The 21,281-nt window shown below is 39.3% G+C and carries 20 protein-coding genes; 7 read left to right on the top strand and 13 right to left on the bottom strand.

Annotated features, from left to right (window positions below; genetic code table 11):
- Positions 1-85: 85 nt before the first annotated feature.
- From NC797_RS11860 to cax, 3 genes are all read right to left on the bottom strand, one after another.
- On the bottom strand, positions 86-376 hold the full coding sequence (locus NC797_RS11860) for a glutaredoxin family protein (protein ID WP_272436995.1): 291 nt from the start codon (positions 374-376) through the stop codon (positions 86-88).
- 275 nt (positions 377-651) lie between these two features.
- On the bottom strand, positions 652-1,113 hold the full coding sequence (locus tag NC797_RS11855; protein ID WP_272436994.1) for a MarR family winged helix-turn-helix transcriptional regulator: 462 nt from the start codon (positions 1,111-1,113) through the stop codon (positions 652-654).
- 188 nt (positions 1,114-1,301) lie between these two features.
- On the bottom strand, positions 1,302-2,354 hold the full coding sequence (cax, locus tag NC797_RS11850; protein WP_272436993.1) for a calcium/proton exchanger: 1,053 nt from the start codon (positions 2,352-2,354) through the stop codon (positions 1,302-1,304).
- Positions 2,355-3,278: 924 nt separating this feature from the next.
- Here cax and NC797_RS11845 point away from each other — a divergent pair.
- Genes NC797_RS11845 through NC797_RS11835 form a run of 3 tightly spaced genes read left to right on the top strand, consistent with a single transcriptional unit; the run spans position 3,279 to position 5,505 of the window.
- On the top strand, positions 3,279-3,809 hold the full coding sequence (locus tag NC797_RS11845; protein WP_272436992.1) for a GNAT family N-acetyltransferase: 531 nt from the start codon (positions 3,279-3,281) through the stop codon (positions 3,807-3,809).
- 32 nt (positions 3,810-3,841) lie between these two features.
- A complete protein-coding gene (locus tag NC797_RS11840; RefSeq protein ID WP_272436991.1) occupies positions 3,842-4,846 on the top strand; it encodes an LLM class flavin-dependent oxidoreductase in 1,005 nt (334 codons plus the stop codon).
- Between the two features lie 2 nt (positions 4,847-4,848).
- Positions 4,849-5,505, top strand: a complete 657-nt coding sequence (locus NC797_RS11835) for a VOC family protein (RefSeq protein ID WP_272436990.1) — start codon at positions 4,849-4,851, stop codon at positions 5,503-5,505.
- 96 nt (positions 5,506-5,601) lie between these two features.
- On the opposite strand, the gene NC797_RS11830 is transcribed toward NC797_RS11835, so the two are convergent.
- From NC797_RS11830 to NC797_RS11820, 3 genes are all read right to left on the bottom strand, one after another.
- Positions 5,602-6,276 (bottom strand): lysozyme family protein, encoded by a 675-nt coding sequence (locus tag NC797_RS11830; protein WP_272436989.1) that lies wholly within the window; start codon positions 6,274-6,276, stop codon positions 5,602-5,604.
- Between the two features lie 153 nt (positions 6,277-6,429).
- A complete protein-coding gene (locus NC797_RS11825; RefSeq protein ID WP_272436988.1) occupies positions 6,430-6,750 on the bottom strand; it encodes a thioredoxin family protein in 321 nt (106 codons plus the stop codon).
- A gap of 290 nt (positions 6,751-7,040) precedes the next feature.
- Complete coding sequence (locus NC797_RS11820) at positions 7,041-7,853, bottom strand: DUF368 domain-containing protein (RefSeq protein WP_272436987.1); 813 nt, start codon at positions 7,851-7,853, stop codon at positions 7,041-7,043.
- 670 nt (positions 7,854-8,523) lie between these two features.
- Here NC797_RS11820 and treP point away from each other — a divergent pair.
- The gene (gene treP, locus NC797_RS11815; RefSeq protein ID WP_272436986.1) at positions 8,524-9,930 is read left to right on the top strand and encodes a PTS system trehalose-specific EIIBC component; all 1,407 of its coding nucleotides are present in this window, start codon (positions 8,524-8,526) and stop codon (positions 9,928-9,930) included.
- Between the two features lie 158 nt (positions 9,931-10,088).
- Here treP and NC797_RS11810 read toward each other — a convergent pair whose 3' ends face one another.
- Positions 10,089-11,267, bottom strand: a complete 1,179-nt coding sequence (locus NC797_RS11810) for a CapA family protein (RefSeq protein WP_272436985.1) — start codon at positions 11,265-11,267, stop codon at positions 10,089-10,091.
- Between the two features lie 267 nt (positions 11,268-11,534).
- Between NC797_RS11810 and NC797_RS11805 the strand changes: the two genes are divergently transcribed.
- Positions 11,535-12,224 (top strand): ABC transporter ATP-binding protein, encoded by a 690-nt coding sequence (locus tag NC797_RS11805; protein ID WP_272436984.1) that lies wholly within the window; start codon positions 11,535-11,537, stop codon positions 12,222-12,224.
- Positions 12,224-13,570, top strand: coding sequence for an ABC transporter permease (locus tag NC797_RS11800; protein ID WP_272436983.1), 1,347 nt, complete (start codon positions 12,224-12,226; stop codon positions 13,568-13,570). Before NC797_RS11805 ends, NC797_RS11800 begins: the two co-directional genes overlap by 1 nt.
- Positions 13,571-13,694: 124 nt before the next feature.
- On the opposite strand, the gene typA is transcribed toward NC797_RS11800, so the two are convergent.
- The 3 genes from typA to NC797_RS11785 all read right to left on the bottom strand — a co-directional run bounded on the left by typA (position 13,695) and on the right by NC797_RS11785 (position 17,677).
- Complete coding sequence (gene typA, locus NC797_RS11795) at positions 13,695-15,521, bottom strand: translational GTPase TypA (RefSeq protein WP_272437008.1); 1,827 nt, start codon at positions 15,519-15,521, stop codon at positions 13,695-13,697.
- Positions 15,522-15,653: 132 nt separating this feature from the next.
- Positions 15,654-16,982, bottom strand: a complete 1,329-nt coding sequence (locus NC797_RS11790) for a sensor histidine kinase (RefSeq protein ID WP_272436982.1) — start codon at positions 16,980-16,982, stop codon at positions 15,654-15,656.
- Positions 16,979-17,677 (bottom strand): response regulator transcription factor, encoded by a 699-nt coding sequence (locus NC797_RS11785; RefSeq protein ID WP_272436981.1) that lies wholly within the window; start codon positions 17,675-17,677, stop codon positions 16,979-16,981. Before NC797_RS11785 ends, NC797_RS11790 begins: the two co-directional genes overlap by 4 nt.
- A 488-nt stretch (positions 17,678-18,165) precedes the next feature.
- On the opposite strand from NC797_RS11785, the gene NC797_RS11780 reads away from it, so the two are divergent.
- Entirely contained in the window at positions 18,166-19,458 is a 1,293-nt protein-coding gene (locus tag NC797_RS11780; protein ID WP_272436980.1) for a S1C family serine protease, read from the top strand.
- 54 nt (positions 19,459-19,512) lie between these two features.
- Here the strand turns inward: NC797_RS11780 and NC797_RS11775 are convergent, their stop codons facing one another.
- The 3 genes from NC797_RS11775 to NC797_RS11765 form a co-directional block, all read right to left on the bottom strand.
- A complete protein-coding gene (locus NC797_RS11775; protein ID WP_272437007.1) occupies positions 19,513-19,755 on the bottom strand; it encodes a zinc ribbon domain-containing protein in 243 nt (80 codons plus the stop codon).
- Positions 19,756-19,843: 88 nt separating this feature from the next.
- Complete coding sequence (locus NC797_RS11770) at positions 19,844-20,545, bottom strand: TraR/DksA C4-type zinc finger protein (protein ID WP_272436979.1); 702 nt, start codon at positions 20,543-20,545, stop codon at positions 19,844-19,846.
- A 182-nt stretch (positions 20,546-20,727) separates the two neighbouring features.
- Positions 20,728-21,171, bottom strand: a complete 444-nt coding sequence (locus tag NC797_RS11765; RefSeq protein ID WP_272436978.1) for a GNAT family N-acetyltransferase — start codon at positions 21,169-21,171, stop codon at positions 20,728-20,730.
- Positions 21,172-21,281: the final 110 nt, after the last annotated feature.

Here is a 21,281-nt window from a genome sequence, read left to right as displayed (position 1 = left end):
ATTTTTATTAGTAGCCTATGAAGGAGCACTGAAATGAGTTCATAAAAAAAATAACAGACAAGTGAGACTGATTCCCCCTCGTCTGTTAAAATCGCTTATAAAAATGATCATCGTTTATCTTTTCTCTGTCTACCCCTGTCAACATTCCCAACGCCTGCTTAATCTTGTATTTTTGATAACCCAAAATAACTTGATTGTTAATGAAGGTCGCAGGTGTGCCATAGATTTGATGCTGCTGCAATTCACGAACTACTTTCTTTTCCTCGGAAATATTTTTCTTTTCATACGGAACGTTGACATATTCCAACAAAGACAACACCTTTTCAGAATGTGAACAGTTGTCACTAACATAGACGACAACATGAGGTTTTTCCACTGCTGTTTGTCCCCCCAGAGATATTCTTAGTTAATCGAACCGAAAATGTATCGCACAAAATCGGTCACTAATTACTTTATACCCACTAACAAGGTTGTTCAAACATACATACAGAATTTCCTGCTTCTATTGTCCTATTTTTTAAATTAGCTGAAATAGATTCAAACAATACAACACTATAAAAAAAATAAGTGCTCTTTTTTTAAAGATCGTTAAATACGCAATTTTTTGTTTCTTCCTATTTGCAAGACCCAATTTCTTTTTACGCGTGTCCTTTAATCTTTTTCACTAGCATAAAAGCCTAACTTTTTAAGTAGCTTTATCGCCGATTCTTTTTCTTCTTTGTCTAAACCATCCGTAATTTCCTCAATCCTGCTCCAATGGTCTGGAAAAATGTCGTTCAAAAGTTCCTTCCCCTTATCTGTAATCGACGCATAGGTAATTCTTCTATCCTCTGGGCAAGGCTTTCTTTTTATATATTTCTTTTCTTCAAGTTTGTCAACTACATACGTAATACTGCCACTCGCAAGTAGAATTTTCTCACCAATTTTTTGCAATGGTTGATCTCCTCGGTGAAAAAGTAGTTCTAGCACCCCAAACTCTGTTGGATTCAGCCCTTTTTTTCGAATATCAGCTTCTACCTTATCTGTGATGGAACGGTATGCTTTTGATAACACGACAAACAATTTTAATGAAGGATCCTGTTTCTTTTCCAAGTACTGTTCTGTTTGATCCATTGTATCACCTCTCCGTACAGGTAAAAATCACTCATGATTCATCCTATTATAACATATAAAAACAAAGCACTGTACGGGCTGTAAAATAACGGATAATTTATCTTGTATGAACATACCTATAATAGAAAACATCACCATTTACAAAACACGATGACAGGCTATGCCTTGCCAACAGGGGTAAGCAACCACTATAGTAGGTAAAAGCCGACGACCATAATAGCGTATGTTGCAAGTAATGTAGCACCTTCAAACCAATTGGTGTCCCCATCGTTGGTCACTTGAATCGTCAATAAAACCCCTAAAACCATAGATACTAGCTCTGGCATTGAGAAGATAAGGGGCATGGACTCTTCGAATAGGTAAGATATCAATACAAGCAAAGGTGCGACAAACATAGCAATTTGCAAGGTGGAACCAACAGCTATTTCAACAGCGACACTCATGCGATTTTTGTATGCCATTATAATCGCTGCCCCATGCTCAGCTGCATTCCCCACAATAGCAACAATGATTACCCCGATAAATATCTCACTCCAACCAAATGTTTCACCAACTGTCTCAAACGTTTGGACAAGGCTTTCACTAATGTAGGCTACTGCAATGGTTGCTAGGAATAAAACAATCATCGCCTTCCCTTTACTCCATTCTGGTTTTTCATTCTGCTCTCCTTCCTCCACACTAGGATAAACACCGCGATGCGTTACTAATTTGAAAAAAAGTGCAGCAATGTATAGCAAAATCATAATAATCGCCACAGAAGTACTCAAAAACATTGCATCGTCTTCACTGAGTCGGTAAGAAAAGGCAATAGGGAAAATAAACGCAACGATAACAGCAAACATGAGTAATGCTGAATTATGCCTTGCATCGTATACATTGTATTTTTGTCGTTTAAACCGAACCCCCCCAACTAAAAAGGATAACCCCGCTACTAGAAGTAAGTTTCCTATTACAGAACCAGTCAAGGATGCAAGAACGACCTCCCTTAACCCTGCTCGTAATGCAAAAATTGCAATAATCATTTCAACAGCATTTCCGAACGTTGCATTCAAAAGCCCACCAACTGCTGGCCCTGAAATAATGGCCAAACTTTCCGTTGCTCGACCCATATAAGCAGCAAGGGCAACAATGGTTAAACAATAAAAGATAAACATCAAAATTTGTGACCAGGACATTAGACTGCCAATCACAGAAACAGGAACACCAACAAATACTAGTGTCGACATGATTTTATTGTACATTCCTCGCACTCCTCTCTTTAGATCATAGACCGTCTTAATTTTCGCTGATCCAGTTAAATTTATTCGAAAAATTTCACAGGTTTACATATTAGAGCGTGTTTAAAAAGTGCCAAACGATAAGCTGTGCACCTGGGCATGAGAACGCATATAGAGCCAAAAACCTGACAAACGCGCTCTCATTCGGGCGATGAAGACGTATTCGGGGCCAAAACCCTGACGAACGCGCTCTCATTCGGGCGATGAAGACGCATTCGGAGCCAATATCCTGACGAACGCGCTCTCATTCGGGCGATGAAGACGCATTCGGAGCCAAAATCCTGACGAACGCGCTCTCATTCGGGCGATGAAGACGCATTCGCGGCCAAAATCCTGACGAACGCGCTCTCATCGGGGCGATGAAGACGCATTCGGGGCCAAAAATCAGACAAACGCGCTCTCATTCGGGCGATGAAGACGCATTCGGGGCCAAAACCCTGACGAACGCGCTCTCATCGGGGCGATGAAGACGCATTCGGGGCCAAAAATCAGACAAACGCGCTCTCATTCGGGCGATGAAGACGCATTCGGAGCCAAAAACTTGACGAACGCGCTCTCATTCGGGCGATGAAGACGTATTCGGGGCCAAAAACCTGACAAACGCGCGTCCTGCCCCATCTGCTCGCTTTTAATTATCTGGCTTTTTATACGAAAACTAGTGACTTTAATTCTTTTTTCATTCATTGTGGTGGCTGATAAGCCATGGAGGTTTTTGAACTCGCACTAATAATTATAAAAGCATCTATTAGCTTTCTAAATAATGTATTTTACCTAATTTAGTTTAAATGCTAAAGGTGAATAGTTGCAATCTCCTGTCATTAATGGGGATAATAATATTAAGATATCGTTATCACAGAAGAGAAGAGAAGAGACGAGAGGAGAACAGCAATGGTTGAGCTAAAATATTTCGGGCCTTCGGATTATGAACAGCTGATTAATTGGATTGATACACCAGAACTTTTAGTTCAATGGGGAGGATCAACCTTTGATTTCCCTTTAACAGAGCAACAATTAGCCAACTATATTCAAAACGCAAACAATGATCACTCCGACAAACTAGTTTACAGCGTGATCCAAAGTGAAACAGGAAAAGTGGTAGGTCACATATCGCTGGGCCACATTGACAAAAAAAATAAGTCGGCGAGAATAGGAAAAGTATTAATTGGTGAGAAATTTGCAAGGGGACAAGGTACCGGCCAACTTATGTTGAAAGAAATATTAAAAATAGCGTTTGATGCACTTCACTTACATAGAGTAAGCCTTGGTGTATTTGATTTCAACAAACCGGCCATTATTTGTTATGAGAGGGTAGGATTTAAAAAAGAAGGATTGCTAAGACACGCAAAAAAATTTGGTGATACGTATTGGAATTTGTGGGAAATGAGCATGCTGGAAAACGAGTGGTTAGGTAAAAAATAGAGAGAATCCAACAGAAATTGAGGGGGCACACAATGAAATTGAGCATATTGGATCAATCACCCATTCTTACAGGGATGTCCCCGCGGGATGCTTTTGATCAAACAACAGAATTGATCCAAGCAATTGATGGGTTTGGGTTTCATCGTTTTTGGGTATCAGAGCATCATAGTACACAAAGTTTGGCTGGGTCAGCACCCGAAATTTTGGTTGCGCATCTCGCATCAAACAGTAAGCGAATTCGTGTTGGAACAGGTGGCATATTAATACCTCATTATAGCTCTTATAAAGTAGCAGAGGTTTTCCGTGTTTTAGAAACGCTCCATCCTAAGCGAATTGACCTAGGAATTGGCCGAGCACCTGGTGGGGCGCCTTCGGTTAACCTAGCTTTAAATGGTGGGAAATTCCCTGATGTGCAAAACTACCCTACACAAGTGGGAGATCTAATGGCTTATCTGCACGGCGAGGATCCACAAAATTTGGATATCCAAGCAACACCTATAGGAGAATCAGCACCGCCCATCTGGATGCTTGGTTCAAGTGGAACAAGTGCACGTTTAGCTGCAAGCTTAGGCACTTCTTATTCTTTTGCCCATTTTATTAATGGACACGGGGGGACAGGTGCAATGCGTCGTTATTTTGAACATTTCACACCTTCTATCCAGCAGGAAACCCCACAAGGAAATGTATCTGTTTTTGCTGTTTGTGGAGAAACAGAGGGAGATGCAGAATTACTTGCTTCGAGTCTGGACTTAGCAATTTTAAAGATCGAACAAGGTGGGAATCGAAGCCGTTTCCCAACAAAGGAAGAGGCGTCAAGCTACCCTTATTCTCTCTTTGAAAAGGAACGTGTCAAGGAAAATAGAAAGCGAATGATTGTAGGGAATCCAGAACAGGTAAAGCAAGAATTGGAAAATCTAGCGGAAAGCTATGGAGTGGATGAAATTATTCTGAATACCATTGTTCATCCATTTGAAGAAAGAATCAAGTCATATGAACGAATAGCAAAAATCTTTAAGCTAAACGAGAAAGAAGGATGAGAATGCTTGCCATTGATCATATTGTGATAGCCAGTAACGACCCCGAGAAGTCTGCTCACCATTTTGCTAATACATATGGATTATCAACAGTTTCTGGTGGCAACCATGATAGCTGGGGTACCTATAATCACTTATGCTTTCTGGGAAATGGTTGCTACTTGGAATGGCTCGGGATTTCAAATCAAGAAAAGGCTACGAATGCAGATAACCCGTTAATTCAACAGCTTTCTATCCACCTAAACCAAAGGGGGGAAGGGGTGTTCCAAGTTGCTCTGAGAACCGATTCAATCAACAGCTTCATACACCACTTTAGAGAGAACGACATCCCATTTCAAGGACCACTTGATGGAAGTCGAAAAAAGCCAGATGGATCAATACTCTCTTGGCGAATGCTCTTTCCAAGTGGGCAAGAAACATTGCCTTTCCTCATTGAATGGGGAGAAGGAAGCATGCCAACGAGTAAGGAGACGAATAATGAATTTCTGTCCTCGGTTAAAATTGGCGTAAACGATCGTGAAAAAACTGGAGAGAGGTTTAACCAGATTTATCGATTACAGGACAATCATGCTGAATGGAAGTTAACAAACAGCGAATTACTTTTAACAGATAAAAAGAACATGGAAATTAAAATTGGAGCTACTATCATCCAGGATTTTTAACATGGAAATGTATGCTCTACTTCTTCTAATAAAATAGAAATGACGTCTAGCTCGTCATCGCCCATGCTCGCACTAAGATAATAATCCACTACTTCCTTAGTCTTTCAAGGCTACAATTTGTTTATCTTTTTGTTTCGTAGCGGTCTTTGCAACAGGATAGTAGTCTAGAACAGATTCGACATACTTGATATCACCATAACAAGCATTATATTGTTTGGCCTCTTCTCTTTTACAGGTATATACATTTGTACCTGCAAGACGGTCATACATCATCACAGAAAACTCGATCGCTAATTCCTCCGTATATTTTCCGCCTCGTTCATTAACATAATCCACAAACCCCAGGCCAAAATTATAAGACTGTAAGGCGAGCTGTGTGTCCCCGTTTGCCTTGTCCAATACTTTCAAAAAATAATCCACACCTTGTTTAATCGATAGACTCGGGTTATCGATACAACCAACCTCACCACAATAACTTTCTGAGGCTTGCATTGGATCATTTCCTCTGCCGCCAGATTCTTGCATCATCAGTGCTAGTAGTAGTGCGGTATATTCCTCTTTCCCTTGTGATTTCAGTTCCTTTGCAATCATTGGCTCATAGCTCTTTACTTTGTTTGTTAGTCTCATGGACTGGTTATCATCCTCAGAATATTTCTCTAAATTACCAAGAATTAAGGCTATAGAAATGACTGTTACTGACACCAACACAATTGTAGTAACACCTTTTAGAAGTTTCCTTGCTTTTTTTCTATAAATTGATGTTTTTCGCAATACAATCTTCCTATCTATCATTAGTAGAGTTACTATCTATTACTATCTATTATTTTACCAGAAATACTTGCTTACATAACACCTTTAAATGGAACGGGGTTCATATTAAAAACGCCTCGCCACAGCTGTTCTGGTGACAAGGCTTCTTTTCATTTATCCTAACTGCTGCTGTAAGAATTCGCGAACTTGTTCTGGCGTTTTGGTGAAGGCACTGTGTTGATGTGCAAGTTTTTCTCCATTTTGAAAAATTAAAATGCTTGGAATACCCATTACTTCTTGTTCTTCCGCAACGTCTGGTATTTCATCACTATTTACTTCATACCATTCATATTGGCGATATTCCTCTAAAATATCCCCAATGAACATGTCCATTCTTTTACAATCTGGACACCAGTCAGCAAAAATCTTTACAACAACAGGCTTTTCCGAATGAATTGTTTTATAAAATGCATCCTTTGTTTGGATCTGTTTCATGTATCCTCATTCCTTTCTAAAGAAAGCATGTACGAACTGTAATAATAGTTCAAGCAATACGTTTTGCCTAATTAGTTAGTATTCAAAAAGTCGCCGAATTAGAAGCAAGCAGGTCGAGGCGGCGCAGTTTTGAGGAGCGCAGTGTAGACATAAACTACATGAGCACAAGGAAAGCTTCCCCGAATATACATCGCACGAAGGAAAAGCGGGTTTCTTTTCCAAGGACCGGAAAAACAAGTCAACGAAGAGATGCTCAGCTTATCATTTGGTGACTTTTTGAACATCCTCTATTAGTTATATTCCACTCGCCCTAGTACGACCGCTACAACCAAGCCAAGAGCAAAAGTTGCAATACTGGTCAACATTCCGCTTACATCTGTCGGCCATCCTGGAAATATGACTACGACTGAACCGACCACAAGTCCGATCACCACTGCATAGGTTCCAGTTGTAAAGCGTTCCATAAAAAAATGGATTACTTTGCTCATTACGATAATACCAACAATAATTCCAACACCAACAACAGCTATTATGTCCAACTTCAATTCGGAAATAGCATTTATAATGGTAGAGTAGACACCAATAATAAGTAAAATAAAGGAACCGCTAATTCCAGGAAGAATCATTGCGCTGCTTGCTATAAATCCTGAGAAAAAAAGAAAAATATACGTGCCCAGCGTCATTGTTAGCATTGGTTCAGATTCACCAGTTTGAAAGAACGCTAAGGATGCTACTAAAGCCGCACCAACAACAAACAGTAGTATATGTTGCATTTTAAATTTTTTCTTTGCCTCTGCTGTATGGAATAGGTAGGGCAACACCCCAATGATCAATCCTAGAAAAGCAAACTGTGTTGGATCAGGGTGATTTTCAAACAACCACTCAATAAGGTCGGCTAACACAAGAATAGCAGTGACAACCCCGACTCCCAGTGGAATTAAAAACCCAAGATGTCGCTTCCATTCCTTACTAAAAAAACCATTAATCGCTTCAATTAACCGATCATAAATACCTAGAACAACTGCTATTGTTCCACCACTAACTCCTGGAATGACATCACTTGCACCCATCAACATACCGCGATAAATATTTTTCCATTCCATTCATTTTGTCTCCTTTTAGAGGTTGTTCAAAAAGTCACCAAATGATAAGCGGCGCATCTCAGGCCCACACGATGTGGGTCATGCAGGTGTTGCCACAGGACGTGGCGGTCTTAGCCTGTATTCCTTAAATGGCTTGCTTTTCCGTTGCTCACGTATTAGAAGCATACGCTGCGCTACTCAAAACTACGCCGCCTCGACCTGCTTGCTTCTAATTTGCCGACTTTTTGAACTCGCACTTTTATCTCACGTATTACATTCGGAATGATACAAGGTTTATCATATCAAAAATAGAGATTGATTAGAACATCTAAATAAATGAACGAAGACAACTACTCATAACTTTGCTCGTTTTGTTAAAACTGAATAAGGAATAAAAGATATAAACATACTTAATTACTTTTTTCTAGCAGAAATATTTGCCACAATTTTTCTTATTGACTAACATGTATATACAAGATATGATTATTGGTGTTAGTTGTATATACAAATTTATTTGAAAGCGGTTATTATTTCCTTTTGTATCGTACAGCAATGCAGTCATACATTTCTTTTTGTCTAAATGAAAACGATTACCGCTCGGAAGTTGTTCAAAAATGTAGTTGATCGGCGGCACATAGTCGATTCTCTCATTTGACGCCTTTACGAACGTACAATTAAGGAGGCTATCACCATGAGTGTTAACAGAAAAGCTGCCGAGGAAATTCTTGAAGCAATCGGTGGCAAGGAAAATATTGGTGCGGCAACACATTGTGTTACGCGACTTCGTTTTGCTTTAAATGATGAGTCAAAGGTTGATAAGGAAGAACTCGAAAACATTGACTTGGTACGTGGTTCTTTTTCATCAAATGGTCAATTTCAAGTGATCATCGGTCAGGGAACAGTAGATAAGGTATATAAAGAACTAGTTGAAGTAGCTGGAATTGAACAATCATCAAAACAGGATATTAAAGACAACGCTGCAAAAAAAATGAATCCGATCCAACGGTTGGTTAAAGTACTAGCTGACATCTTTATCCCAATTCTGCCTGCCATCGTAACGGCTGGTTTGTTAATGGGTATAAATAACATCTTAACTGGGCCCGGAATCTTCTTTGATGAAAAATCTGTCATCGACGTTTATCCACAGTGGACAGATATCGCTGGAATTATTAATCTAATTGCGAATACAGCCTTCGTATTTTTACCAGGATTGATTGGTTGGGCAGCAGCAAAGCGATTTGGTGGCAGCGAATTACTCGGAATGGTTCTAGGACTTATGCTTGTTCACCCCGATTTACTGAACGCTTGGGGATATGGGAGTGCTGAAGAAATACCAGCCTGGAATTTATTTGGACTAGAAGTTCAAAAAATCGGTTACCAAGGTCAGGTATTACCAGTGTTAGTCGCAACGTATTTCTTAGCAAAAGTAGAAATTTTCCTCAGAAAACGTATTCCAGATTCCTTTCAATTGTTGTTGGTCGCACCAATTGCTTTACTACTAGTGGGCTTTGCTTCATTCGTGGCTATTGGACCAATTACATTCACAATCGGAAACTGGATTACAGATGGGGTAGTTGGCATTTTTGAAGCTGTACCGGCTATTGGTGGACTCGTTTATGGTGCACTATATGCGCCAATTGTTGTGACTGGTATGCACCATACATTCCTAGCAGTTGACTTACAGTTAATTGCCTCTACTGGCGGAACATTCTTATGGCCAATCCTAGCATTGTCAAACATTGCTCAAGGGTCTGCTGCTTTAGGCTATATGTTTGTAACAAGGAATGAAAAATTAAAAGGTCTTGCAATGACTTCCACTATTTCAGCGTATTTAGGTATAACAGAACCTGCAATGTTTGGTGTGAATCTGAGGTTCCGTTACCCGTTCATAGCTGCTATAATCGGTTCAGCAATTGCAGCTATGTTTATTACTATTAATGGAGTGAAAGCACCGTCCATTGGGGTTGGAGGAATACCCGGTATATTTTCGATCTTTGCACAGGATTGGGGAGCATTTTTAATTGGTATGGCAATTGCCATTATCGTACCATTCATCCTCACCTATATTTTTGGAAAAACACGTAAAAATGAAGCTTGAATAAGAAATGCGATACCCGATAGTTGGGTATCGCATTTCTATTTTTATTGATGCGTCAGAGTAACAGAGGGAAGAAAAGCACTAGAATAATGAATTCACGAGCTTTCGTTTTTCTTTATCTTTTGAATTTCCTCTTAAACACACGATCATCAAATAACCTAATCACTTTCGATAAAAGAAAGCTCTGGCAGCCACTGGGACATGTGCTTCCTGATGTCTTCGTAATGTTTTGAGGCATTTGGAAGTTCTTCGTTTGTTAGTTCGAACATTGGGGTGACCTCAAAGTCACTTTCATTATTATACTGTACAAAGGTTGGTAGAAAACGCGGATCCTTAATCTGGATCGATTGTTCATCACCAACAATCGTTTTTTCAATGGTAATTGTTATTGCTCCACCAATTCGGTTGAAAAATTCATCCTGTCCAGAAAGGAAATTACCTAATGAATAAGCTACAAACGTACGATTGCCATTCTTCCCTTCCACCCATTCTACAGGCTGTAAAACGTGTGGATGATGCCCAATCACAACCTGTACCCCGTTGTCAGCTGCTAACTGGACAAGGTCTTTTTGCTCTTGGTTAGGTAGTCGTTCATATTCTTGTCCAAAATGTAAGCTGAGTACGATCACATCTGATAATTGCTTTGCCTCCTTGATATCCTGTACGATCTTACCTTGATCGATAAGGTTTACGAGATAACTTTTACCATCTGGAACGACAATACCATTTGTTCCATATGTAAAACTCAAAAATGCAACATCTATTCCTTCTGCTGTCTCGAATACGCGAATTCGACTGCTATCCACTTTATCTTTGTATGCGCCTGTGTACATCATGTCTATCGATTCCCAATACTGTATCGCGTTCTGGATTGCCTGTTCACCGCGATCCATCGTATGATTATTGGCTATGGAAACAACATCTACACCCGCTTCTTTTAACGCATCCCCTACTTGAAAAGGACTATTAAATCTTGGATAACCCGATAAACCGATCGCTTTTCCACCGATCATTGTTTCTTGATTGGCAACAGTGATCGTGGAATCCTCTAGATACGGTTGAACTCGTTCTAACATTGGGAAGAAATCAAACCCATCATTTGATTTTGCATCTTCATAGACAGAATCATGAATCAAGATATCACCGATTGCAGTAAGACGAACACTTTTGGTTATCGGTTTAGGTACTTCAGGTGCAGTCTCTCCTTTGGGTGTTCCTTCCACTTCCTCATTTGCCGTTTTCTCCTCAATTTGATTAACTTTGTTTTTCTCTTGACTACAACCAAAAAATAAAAGCAAACCAAGAAAGGTAACCACTATTAAACAGAGCTGTTTCAAATAGATCGAACCCCCTTTTTGGGATTTTCCTTTTTCGACATTAATCTTCATTTTAGTATATCAAAAAACAATTATTTAAAATACACGCACTTAATGTACAGATTATCATGCTAGTAGCTTATTCCGAGGGATTACGTATTTTTATCTTTCCGAAATTCCAGTTAAATATTTTTATATATATTTGTAATTTCTCCCTCACTTCATTCGTCTACTTAGGTAGGTTAGGAAATGATTCATTTTTCTTTTTAATTTAAAAGGAGGAGTAACATGATTAACGTAAAAAATCTTAGTCATGATTTTGTAATGGGAAAACGCGGACAACAATCTACTTTACCCGTATTACGAAATATATCGTTCGAAGTCAATAAAGGGGAAATCGTAGCATTAGCAGGGAGAAGTGGGTCAGGAAAATCAACACTACTTAATCTTATCAGTGGGTTTATCCGAACTACCCAAGGAGAAATTTGGGTGAACGATACAAAAGTAACAGATTTAACCGAATCAGAGTTTGCAGACTTTCGGCTTCAGCATATCGGGTTCATTTTTCAAAATTTCCAATTAATACCTAGTATGACAGCCTATCAGAATGTAGAATTACCTTTAATATTAAATGGAGAATCCGCTTCTGTAAGAAAGAAAAGAACAGAAGAGACGTTACAAAAAGTCGGTTTATTGGAGTACAGGGATCATTACCCAAGTGAATTATCTGGTGGCCAGCAGCAACGGACAAGTATTGCTCGATCACTCATCTTGAACCCACCACTGATCCTTGCAGATGAACCAACAGGAAGTTTAGATAGTGAAACCGAACAAGAATTGCTACAGTTTATACTTCAATTAAACAAAGAACTTGGCATTACCTTTTTAATTATTACCCATGACGATGAAGTAGCACGTATCGGGAATCGAACCGTCCATATTGCAGATGGCTCGTTGACGCAAGGAGGGACAATATAATGAAATTTAAAGATCAATTTCGTTTTGTACGGCAAAACATGAAAAAGAATAAAGTCCGTGTTTTTATGACTGTACTTGCCACTGCCATTGGTTGTGCTTTTTTAATTGTGCTTGCTTCTGTTGGCTTCGGTCTCCAACAATCGATTGTAAAAGATATGCTTGAACAACGTGCTGTAACTCAGATCGACATTTATGGAAAGGAAGAAGATAAAGGGAGCTTTAGCCAGATTAAAAATGAAGATGTTGACTATTTTGAATCAATCGACAACGTAAAAGCAGTGACGAGAAGGCAGAGACTGAATCAGGAGCCAGTATATAAAATAGGCGATTATAACACAGGGGCAAGTACTTATGTTGCATATTTTCCAGCTGAAATGAAAGCTGGCTTGGAGTTGTCCGCAGGCAGACTGCCCGAAAAAGCAAACGAAATTGTAGTCGGATATAATTTCGTCGAATCACTCTATTCCACTACTGCACCACCAAACGATATAAGAGATGAAAGTGGTAACATAAAGGAAGAATATAAATATAACGATGATCTCGTAGGGAAAAACATAGACATGAAAGTTACACAATTAAAAGAAGGGAAGGAAGAAAGCTCAACCATTACTCTTCAAATTGTCGGGATTACGAAGAAACCTACAAGAGAATGGGCTCGGGATCAAACTGTTTTCATTTCCGAATCGGTTATGAAAGAAATTGAGGCATTTACTGGTACACCAAGGGGGATGGTCAAGCCGCCAAACGATGATATTCAGATGCCTGAGCAAGATCCAAACGCTTATGATGAAGTAAAAATATACGCAAATAATTTGGAGGCAGTAGATGGGATCATAAACCAACTGGATCTGAACGATTATGCCTCCTATTCTGTCGTAAGCGAGATGAAACAGATCAACACAGTCTTTACCATCGCTAAGTCGGGACTCATTTTTATCGGTACGATCGCCCTTCTTATCGCATCTATCGGTATATACAATACAATGACAATGGCTGTTACCGAAAGAGCACCAGACATCGGAATTATGAAGGCAATTGGAGCCAATCCCAGAGTGATCAAACGCATCTTCTTGCTTGAAAGTAGCTATATTGGATTGATTGGTGCCTTGATTGGAACTGTCGTTGCCTATCTTATTAGTATTGCAGTTAACATTGCAATTCCATTCATTATTGAAAGTGCTTTTGGTGAGGAACTACCTGAAACGTTACAATTTTCAGCCATTCCATTGTCGCTCGTACTGATTGCTGTCGGGATTTGCCTTGTGGTAACAATTTTATCTGGACTAAGACCTGCCAGAAAAGCAACAAAAATGGACGTGTTAAAAGCAATGCGTCGAGAGATTTAATCACTTATTTTGCTCCTTTAAAAAGCAGTGCAACCATAATGGTGCACTGCTTTATTATTCCGACCTATTTTTAGACTGTTCAGTGGGGCGTGACCATCAACAAGCTTCCTGCCCCGCAATTTTTTTAAACTGTTTTTCGTTTTCCCGCTTTTTCTCGTTCATTTTTGTTCAGGATTTTTTTACGTAAACGAATCGATTCTGGTGTAACTTCACAATACTCATCATCATCCAAATATTCGATTGCTTCTTCTAGTGTTAGTTTACGCGTTTTTCTAATGGTTGCTGTTTGATCCTTTGTTGCAGAGCGGACGTTTGTTAAATGCTTTTCTTTAGTAATATTAACTGTTAAATCGTTGTCGCGGTTATGTTCACCAACAATCATACCTGCATATACTTCTGTTCCTGGATCCACAAAAATAATACCCCGGTCCTCAAGACCCATGATTCCGTATGTCGAAGCCTTCCCTGCTTCTAATGCAACAAGTACACCTTGTCGTCTGCCACCTACTTGGCCTGAAACTACTGGCGCATAACCATCAAAGGTGTGATTAATAATGCCATACCCTCTTGTTTGAGTCATGAATTCTGTTGAGTAACCAATTAATCCTCGAGAAGGAACCTTAAATTCCATTCTGACCTGTCCGTTTCCTTGGTTCACCATATCGATCATTTCACCTTTTCTGGAACCAAGTGACTCCATTACGGCTCCTGTATGGTCATCAGGTACGTCCACTTGAACGCGTTCAATCGGCTCACAACGAACTCCATCTATTTCTTTGATGATAACCTGTGGCTTTGAAAGCTGCAGTTCATAGCCTTCCCGTCTCATGTTCTCAACTAAGATGGACAAGTGTAGCTCCCCACGACCTGAAACGATCCAAGCATCAGGAGAACTAGTTGGGTCTACCCGTAAACTTACGTCCGTTTCTAATTGCGTTAGTAAGCGTTCTTCGATACGTCGGGAAGTAATATATTTACCCTCTTTCCCAGCAAATGGACTATTATTCACAACAAATGTCATTTGAAGGGTAGGCTCATCAATTCTAGGAATGGGCATTGCCTCTTGGTGATCTATTGGGCAAACCGTTTCCCCAACGTTAATATCTTCCAAACCAGCAATAGCAATAATATCTCCTGCTTTTGCCTCTTTGATTTCTATTCGTTTTAAGCCGATAAAACCAAATAATTTGGTTACACGAAACGTCTTAACCGAACCATCCTTTTTCATTAGAGCTACTTGTTGGCCTACTTTAATTGAGCCTCGGAAAATACGGCCAATACCAACACGACCCAAATACTCATTATAATCTAAAAGCGTTACTTGGAATTGTAACGGATCCTCTGAATTATCTTCAGGAGCTGGAATATTATCTAAGATCGTAGAGAAAATCGGCTCCATCGTTTCTTCTTGTTCATCAGGCTCATTACTTGAAGTTCCATTTAGTGCAGAAGCATATACGACTGGAAATTCTAATTGTTCATCGTCAGCCCCTAGCTCAATAAATAAATCCAGCACCTCATCAATCACTTCTGTCGGACGTGCATTTGGACGGTCAATTTTGTTTAAAACAACTACTGGAGTGAGCTTTTGTTCTAATGCTTTTTTCAAAACAAAACGTGTCTGAGGCATACATCCCTCGTAAGCATCCACGACGAGTAGAACACCATCCACCATTTTCATAATACGTTCCACTTCTCCACCAAAATCAGCGTGTCCTGGTGTATCCAAAATGTTAATGCGAGTATCTTTATAATTAATTGCTGTATTTTTCGCTAAAATTGTAATGCCACGTTCTTTTTCTAAGTCATTTGAATCCATTGCACGTTCATCCACTTGCTCATTCTCACGGAACGTACCTGAATATTTTAGTAACTGGTCAACCAATGTTGTTTTTCCATGGTCAACGTGCGCAATAATGGCAATATTGCGAAGGTCTTCTCTTATTTGCACCGTTTGCATATTTATATACTCTCCTCTTGTATCGAATTCAACTGTCCAGTTCCGATCACAACTTACCAATTATAACATAAGGTCATCTAATTACCTAATTTTTATTTTCCATTAGATTGTTTACTGGTAAAATTATCCTACTGGTAAAATGATGATAAATTTTGCACCGCCAAGTTCCGATTGACCAACATGAATGGATCCACCTGACCGTTCCACAATTGCACGGGAGATAGCAAGTCCTAGCCCTGTCTCTCCACCCTCTCCTTTTACAAACCGATGAAACAATTTGGGCATAAGGTCTTTTTCTATACCTGTACCATCGTCTTCTATTAAAATCGTCACATTGCTATTTAAATGAGTGACTACGATGTTTACCTTTGCTGACGCATGACGGATTGCATTTAATGTAATATTTAACATTGCTTGTAGTAATTTTTCCTCGTCTGCTCGAAGCGTTACTTGATCTACATCATACGTTATCGAAATATTTCTTTCATTTGCCAATGGTAAAGCACGATCAATTGTTTTTATTATTATATCCCGACTGTCAACCTTTGTTTCATGGTAAATTCCTTCATCACTATCTAGTTTTGCCAATAGAATCATTTCATTAATAATTTTTTTCAAACGCGTGATTTCTGCAACCATTACTTCTAATCCACGTTTCGATTCTTCTTCGTTAAAAATCCCATCCCGAATACCCTCAGCATAGCCCTGAATGGTCATTAATGGCGTCTTCAGTTCATGACTAGCATTCTGAAAAAAATGTCGTTGGGATTGAATGTAGTGCTGTAGCTCGTTTGCCATATCCAACACACTTTGCTCTACTTCTTTAATTTCACCGCTTGCCTGAATGGTTTGTACATCCTCAAACTGTCTCTTTTCAATCTTTTTTAACTGCTGCTTCAAACTTGTTAATGGGGTAACAAGTCGTTTCGTTAGCCAGTAGCTCAACAATATGGCAATCCCTACACCAATTACAAATACAATAAGAATACGACTAATAAAGGTTTTCTGTACCGCTTGTAGATCGTTCAACGGGGTCAACATAATCAAATGAATCCATGGTTGTTGGGAAGAGAGTGGTAACTCTGAGACAACAAATTTACCTCCACCACCTTCCCATAAATCATCCATCTGACCGTTTACGTCATTGGTGTTCACCCAATTTTCAACCAAATCCAACGATAATGTAGTAAATAATATTTGATTTTTCCTTTGATCATATAGAAACACCTGCAATTCCTGGTCTTGTAAGAGCTGGGACAATCTTTGAACGTTCGCGAGTGATGATTCTTGATTCAGTAAGTTGACAATCAAGTCACCTTTTGCTTGAAGCTGCCGTTGTTCGTCCTGGACTAACAAATCCAATATTAACGAATATACTAAAAAGGCCGTTAATGACATGATAACAATTAATAACGTCGTAAACGCCGCATTTAATTGATACTGTAATTTCATTTGTCATCCTCTTCGCTTCGTAGTCGATACCCATATCCCCATACAGTCTCTATAGGCAAATTTTCTAACTTTTTTCTTAATCGTTTGATCAAATCATCTACCGCTCGATCACTTCCAAAGTAATCGAACCCCCAAATTCTCGTTAATAATTCTTCTCTTGAGAAAGCGCGGTTTACATTTTGAGTTAAAATGGACAAAAGCTCGAACTCCTTCGTTGAGGTCTCTACCTCCTGGTTTTCCCAAAATATACGGCGTTCTTTTGGGTAAATGGTTAATCGACCAGCTTTCAGTGTTTCCTCGTTTACGTGATCCACCTCACTACGATGTTGCACGTCCCACCGTTTTAAATGGCGCTTAACTCGTGCAACAAGCTCTCTCGGACTAAATGGCTTTGTTAAATAATCATCACTACCTAATTCTAGTCCAAGGATCTTGTCTAATTCTTCATCCTTTGCAGATATGATAATAATAGGAACATCACTCGTTTGCCTGATCTGCTTACAAAATTCATATCCATCTATTCCAGGAAGCATGATGTCAAGAATCCACATGTCTGGTGATTGAGATTGAGTTAATTCCATTGCCTTTTCGGCTGACTCAGCGGTTTTGACATCATACCCTTCTTTTTTTAAGTATGCCGTTACAATATCACGAATGTTGGGATCATCCTCGACAACCATAATTTGATGAGTCATAGTCTAAAACTCCTTTTTATTGGCTATACCTTAAATAATGCATTCTAGTGCGTGTTCAAAAAGTCGGCAAATTAGAAGCAAGCAGGTCGAGGCGGCGTAGTTTTGAGGAGCGCAGTGTAGACATAACCTACATGAGCACCGGAAAAACAAGCCAACGAAGAGATGCGCCGCTTATCATTTGGTGACTTTTTGAACAACCTCTTCTATTGTTATTTTCCCATACTCATAGCAAAAAGGGAACTTGGTAGCAATTTTGAGAAAATCAGGCAACTTACATAAGAGGAATCAATTCCATACTTTTTCCACATTTTTGCCTTAATCTTGCCAAACCTCCTGTTTACAATAATAACTGTAAGAATAACCATTAGCTGAATTCCCCCAGTGATGGTCAAATGGCAGATTTCCTGTTTAAAGTAAGGGTTGAAAAGGGAATCTGCCAATTATAAGACTATAATAAAATATTTTAAAATAATGAAAGGTGGGATACCATGAACTATCAGGACGATCAACACCGTACAAATAATTTTACAAACCAGCAGGAATACGATGGAGAGATGAGGAATTTTGAACAAACAAATCTAACTCCTCCAAAGCAAAAAAAACATTACTTAGGGATGATTTTTAGTGGTATTGTTGGTGGTGTCATTGTTGCATTAGTCGGCGTGTTTTTAGTTACAGCAAACATCGTCCCAATCACTAATAATAGTACTAATTCAACTGAAGATGTCAATGGTTTAACTGGACAAACGACTTCAGATAGCAGTTCTAGCACAGATGCAGTTCCTACTGTAGCTGGTCAAGAAGATAATGCATCGATTTCAGCCGCTATCCAACAATCGAGTCCAGCTGTTGTAGGTGTGAAAAATATTCAGGAATCCAACCTATTTACTAGCTCTCAGCAAGGTGGAACAGGATCTGGCGTGATTTATAAAAAGAAAGACGGGAAAGCATACATTGTGACAAATAACCATGTAGTAGATGGTGCAGCGGAATTAGAAGTTGTCTTAAACGATGGGGAGCAGGTGAATGCGAAGATTTTAGGAACAGATGCATTGACGGATTTGGCAGTTCTAGAAATTGATGGGTCAAACGTAGATGCAAAATCTGTTGCTACCTTTGGATCTTCAAGTGATTTATATGTCGGAGAATCCGTTATTGCAATCGGAAACCCCTTGGGACTTGAGTTTGCTGGTTCTGTAACAAAAGGTATTGTTAGCGGCCTCGAACGTTCGGTTGAAATAGACAGTAATGGAGATGGACAACCAGATTGGACAACAAATGTTATCCAGACAGATGCTGCAATTAACCCAGGGAACAGTGGGGGCGCTCTTGTTAATGCAAAAGGAGAAGTAGTTGGAATAAACTCAATGAAAATTGCACAGGAAGCTGTCGAAGGGATCGGCTTTTCAATCCCCGTTGACACAGCTAAGCCTATTATTCAACAGTTAGAGACAGATGGTAAAATATCTAGACCTTTAATCGGCATACAGGCCGTATCCCTTTCACAAGTACCAGCTCAAGGAAGGGAGCAAACATTAGCTTTACCGAATGATGTAACAGAAGGTGTTGCAATTGCTAATATTGAAGATGGTTCCCCTGCAAGTGAAGCTGGATTACAACGCTATGATGTGATTACAAAAATTAATGACAGTTCAATCACGTCTATGATAGACCTTAGAAATTACCTATACAAGGAAACAGAAGTTGGAGAAGAAATAGATATTACTTATTATAGGGAAGGTAAAGAGAGTACCACTACTTTAACCTTATCGGAAAAATAACAAATCAAAAACCCGTTTGGCTCTCGAGACCAAACGGGTTTTTGATTTGTTAAATTACCCAAAGAAAAAGTCAAAAATATTTCCTGCAGTTGAAGCCTTCTTATTGTAAAACTCCGAATAACCACAGTTTTTACAATATACGACCAGAAACTTATTATTTTGGACATCGAACATTTTGGAAAGTCCTGTTCCAGTCATTGCTACTTCCTTTTGATCTGCATCGGTACTACCACATTTAATACAACCTCTCTGTTCTGACAACTCACCGCCCCCTTTCCTGTATATACGAAATCTCATCCCAATTGTTTCACATTTCTCAAACATTTTCGAATGATTATGAGCACAACAGCGTAAGGAGCCATTCAAAAAATGAATGGCTCCTTTTTTAATCATAAAGAATAGAGCCAACCCCGTTTTCATCGAGATCATCCTCATATTCTTCATGGCTTTTATTGACCCCGATATAGTTCCCTTCCATATCGGTTAACAAAAATCCTTCCACGAGTTCGGCACTTCCTACTAGCTCATCAGAATTAAAAAACATGTCGTCATAATCCTTCGCTGTGTCATAAAAATCGGATGGACTGTTTGATGTTCCCCATGAGCTCACACGCTGCCACGCATCCTCAGGATCAAAAATGGTCGATTCCTCTTCGTCCACTTCCGTTTCCATTTCATTTACACTTGGATGAATGACATCCTCTTCAACAGGGCGACCAAATGGTAAACTTTGCGTCGTATGATCAATGCAAAAGCGTGTAGTAGGCATGGCTTCAAGACGTTCGTATGGGATATCTTTTCCACATTCTTCACATTTTCCATACGTACCTTTATCCATAGCTTTTAATGCAAGTTCGATATCCTTCATTTCATTTTCTTGATGTTCATTTAATGCAATATCTTTCTCTCGCTCATATAATGCTGTTCCATGGTCCGCAGGGTGGTTGTCATAGTTTGACAATTCTCCAATGGACTCTTTAATCAATTCGTACTTCAGACCGAAATGATCCTCGAGATGAGCTGCTAAGGCTTTTCTCCGTTCAAGTAGTTCGTTTTTACATAGGTTTGTTTGCTCATCTGTAAGCATAATAAAATCGCCTCCTGACATATGTCTTCTGTGGGGCATTCTTAGTATATGCTTATTTCCTTAGCCAAACGGATTAGATATTGGAAATATAGGAAGCGGACTCATTTCAGCAAGCTGAAATATCGGGGAATCAGATAAAGTCTTGACTCCATCTGATCTAAAACCCTAGAACCATTTAAAGATCAAGTCCTAAGCAACATATCTACGTGTGGAATGTCATCTTCCAAATATATGTCAGATATTTCTTTAAACCCAAAAGAACCATAAAATTGACGTAAATATTCCTGTCCCTGAATCTTTATCGCAGGTTCCTTCCATTCCTCTAGGATCACGGCAATCGATCTTTCAAGTAACTCTTTTGCATAGCCATTTTTGCGATACGTTTGATTTACTAAAACACGTCCAATGGATGCTTCTTTATATTTTACGTTCCTCGGAAGCAGCCTTGCATATGCAATAATTTCTCCATCATTCTCAAGATAGAGGTGAGTAGACACCTGGTCATAATTATCTATTTCACCATATGGACAATTTTGTTCCACTACAAATACATCTACTCTCGCTTTTAAAATTGCATATAATTCCTGAACCGTCAACACATCAAAAAGTTTCTTTTTCCACTGCATCGTAATTCCCCTTCGTCTAATACTATTTGTGATTACAAGTATACCGTTAACGAACAGTATTGGGCAATTACTATGGTAAAGCTAAGATACCCAAAAGCGAACTCGTTTCA

Origin of the sequence: Terrihalobacillus insolitus (genome assembly GCF_028416575.1) — a bacterium.
Classification (GTDB): Bacteria; Bacillota; Bacilli; order Bacillales; family Amphibacillaceae; genus Terrihalobacillus; species Terrihalobacillus insolitus.
Note: the sequence above shows the minus strand (reverse complement) of the source record. Positions and strands in the feature narration are given on the sequence as shown.